Source organism: Rhizobium ecuadorense (genome assembly GCF_001187535.1).
Classification (GTDB): domain Bacteria; phylum Pseudomonadota; class Alphaproteobacteria; order Rhizobiales; family Rhizobiaceae; genus Rhizobium; species Rhizobium ecuadorense.
Window position 1 is genome coordinate 1 of sequence record NZ_LFIO01000285.1, and the last position, 217, is coordinate 217.

Sequence of the window (217 nt, forward strand, 5' to 3'; positions counted from 1 at the left end):
GGCTCGGGACCCGGGGGCTCAACGCCTTACGGCTCGATGCGAATGTCCCCTGACGTTCATGGGTTTGTCGACGTCACCGTACGCGATTCAAGCAGAATGATGGGCTTTCCTGATAGAGGCGGTCCAGACGGCTTTGGTCCTCGCCCGCCGGATGGCCCTCCGGACGGGCCGCCGCATGATCGGCCCTCCTTCGGCAGGGGCGGGCCCGGTGGAGATT

1 pseudogene is annotated in these 217 nt (G+C 65.9%); it reads left to right on the forward strand.

From position 1 onward, the window contains the following. Nucleotides 1-217, forward strand: a pseudogene (locus AF337_RS46220) (DUF5666 domain-containing protein); the annotation flags it as partial.